2 protein-coding genes are annotated in these 2,781 nt (G+C 44.5%); both read right to left on the minus strand.

The features are described 5' to 3' along the window. Nucleotides 1-183: 183 nt before the first annotated feature. Nucleotides 184-1,212 carry an RnfABCDGE type electron transport complex subunit D gene (locus ACYQ2O_RS11580; RefSeq protein ID WP_346025225.1) on the minus strand — a complete coding sequence of 343 codons (1,029 nt, stop codon included), beginning with the start codon at nt 1,210-1,212 and terminating at the stop codon, nt 184-186. Nucleotide 1,213: 1 nt separating this feature from the next. Next, nucleotides 1,214-2,542, minus strand: coding sequence for an electron transport complex subunit RsxC (gene rsxC / locus ACYQ2O_RS11585; protein ID WP_459770973.1), 1,329 nt, complete (start codon nt 2,540-2,542; stop codon nt 1,214-1,216). Nucleotides 2,543-2,781 lie beyond the last annotated feature (239 nt).

The raw sequence follows: 2,781 nt of genomic DNA on the forward strand, positions 1-2,781 counted from the left end.
GCATTTGCGTCCGACTTCCTTCAGATTCCGCCTCACGGCGGACACCCTTGTCTTTCGCTAACAGTTCCTACTGCCAAGTCTGTAGTGGACTTTCACCACCAAGTTGTCGCCCATGCCGGGCGCACATAAAAAAAGCGTCAACGAGAGATATTCTCGCGGCGCTTTTTTGTTTATTTTATAGCATTAGTTCGTGCTTTGACGATCGAATTTTGTTTGGGGACGGGTTTTGTGGCCGTAGATTCGTGGCATCAGCTTACTATCAATAAACGGTGCCAGGGCATTCATAATTAGGATCGAATACCCCACTCCACCCGGGTGGTCCAGTGTAATCCTGAACACAGCGGTCAACACCCCACATCCGATGGCAAAAACAGTCTTCCCTTCTGGTGTTAGAGATCCTGAACTATAGTCAGTAGCCATATACGTGGCCCCGAAGAACAGAGTTCCTGTCAGAATGTGCGTCATTTGGAAATTCCAGTCAAAGCTGGACCATAATCCCATAACCACAAATGTTGTAAGGATATATAAAATCGGTACTTTTGGATTAATTACACGTCTGAAAATCAGATAAAGCATACCAATAAGTATTGCGAATTTAGAAGTTTCTCCAACATTTCCACCTAGATTAAATCCCATGAACAAATCGAATAGTCCAGGAACTTGTTCAGGCACGACCTGTGCCCCGTGACCGATAAACTCAAGCGGCGTGGCAGAACCTATAGCATCGACCCCTCTGAATCCACTTCCCAGCAATCCACCGGGCAGGACCCAGTTAGCCAGCCAAGGAGTAAAGAGGGCCTTAATGACTACACGAGCAGCAACTGCAGGGTTGAAGTAGTTCCTTCCAATCCCACCATTAAGCTGCTTAACGATAACAATAGCAAAAATCGATCCAAACATGATCATCCATATTGGTGCAGTGACAGGCAAACTTAAGGCGACCAACATACCTGTTACTGCGGCACTGTGATCCTGTATTTTTATTGGTTTGTATGTCAGTTTCTGATAAATAAATTCAGATGCAACGGCTGTCCCAATACCAATTGCTACCATACCAAGGACCCACCATCCGAAGAAGTAGGTAGCCGCTAATGTTGGTGGAATCAGCGCGATTAAAACCTGGTCCATAACCCAAGCTGCTGTGCGTTTGCTGCGAACATGAGGGGAAGGACCGACTTGCAATTTACCTTTTACATCAATTGCCTGAGCCATCTTACTTCTCCTCCTTCGCTTTTATAGCAGCTTTAGCGGAACGAATATTTTCTAGAAGAGGGATTTTTGAAGGACAGATAAATGAACAGTTTCCACATTCGATACAGTCCATTGCCCCCAGCTCCTGAGCTTTATCAATATTTCCTCTTTCGAAAGCTTCACTGATAAGGATAGGTTGCAGACTGACCGGGCAGACATTTAGACATTCTGAACACATGATACAGTCGTGACTGTCCCCTTGTTCAGCTTCTTCAGGAGTCAGAACTGTTATAGCTGTCGTTCCTTTAATAATTGGAACCCCGAGATCCGAAACAGTTTTACCCATCATCGGTCCACCACCCAGGACTTTTCCTGGTACGTCAGCAAATCCGCCGCAGTCTTCAATAAGCGAATCCATAGGAGTACCGATTTTAACTCGAAGGTTTTTAGGTTCTCTTATTGGTGTTCCGGACACTGATACAATACGTTCGATTAAAGGCTCGCCAAACTCGCAGGCGCGGTAGCAAGAACGGATCGTTGATGTATTAGCCACGACACAGCGAACTTCAGCAGGAAGGCCACCAGGCGATACTTCTCTTCCAGTCATGCTCTTGATCAAGTTTTTCTCTGATCCTTGTGGATACATTGTTTTCAATGGACGGACGAAAATATCGTCAAATTCAGCAGAGGCTTCCTCAAGCGCCTTGATAGCATCCGGTTTATTATCCTCTACACCGATATAGATGCGACGTAATTGAGGGAACAATGCTCTAGACAGATTAATTCCATGAATAATTTCATCTGCATGTTCCACCATGACTCTGTGGTCGGATGTAGAATACGGTTCACACTCTGCCCCATTGATGATAAGTGTGTCAATCGTCATCCCCGGTGGAGGACTCAACTTAACAGCTGTAGGGAACGTTGCTCCACCCATTCCAACGATTCCAGCTTTTCTGACTGTCTGAATGATTTCATCTTTTGACATGTCCTGAGACCGTCCCGGTTCGACGATTGGATCAGCTTTTGTATATTCATAGTCATTTTTGACAATGATACTGTCCACTTCTCCGCCACCGATCTTTCCACGTTTTTCTATAGCAATCACTTCACCTGAAACTGAAGAATATACATTTGCTGATACAAATCCACCTTCTTCAGCAATCAGCTGACCGACCTTGACTGTCTCTCCAATTTCTACGACCGGTTTAGCAGGCGCTCCTATGTGCATGGATACGGGGTAAACCATGATTTTAGGGACTGATGCATCTACTATCGGTAACTTGCTCGTTCGTGATTTATTCTCTTCTGGATGGGAACCACCGTGTTTTCCCATGAACGAAAAACGCATCACATTCATCCTCTCTATAATTCCTGTCTAACCTAATTGAGCCAATTTCATAATTATTTGTCGTGTTTAACACCTGATAAATCAACTTTTTTAAAACATAGAAAAAAGGAACCCCCCCCCATATGGTACAATTAGGTTGTCGACTAAGACACGTACTCCAGGAGGGATTCCTTATGTCCATTATACAACAACCCACTTTATTTGACATTGATTTTTTAGAAAAACTTGACGTTCAGGAG

The organism is Alkalibacterium sp. m-11 (assembly GCF_054658155.1).

Bases quoted from the DNA above. Each gene is read 5' to 3' on its own strand.
- ACYQ2O_RS11580 (WP_346025225.1), bottom strand. From the start codon at position 1,212: ATGGCTCAGGCAATTGATGTAAAAGGTAAATTGCAAGTCGGTCCTTCC.
- rsxC (WP_459770973.1), bottom strand. From the start codon at position 2,542: ATGCGTTTTTCGTTCATGGGAAAACACGGTGGTTCCCATCCAGAAGAG.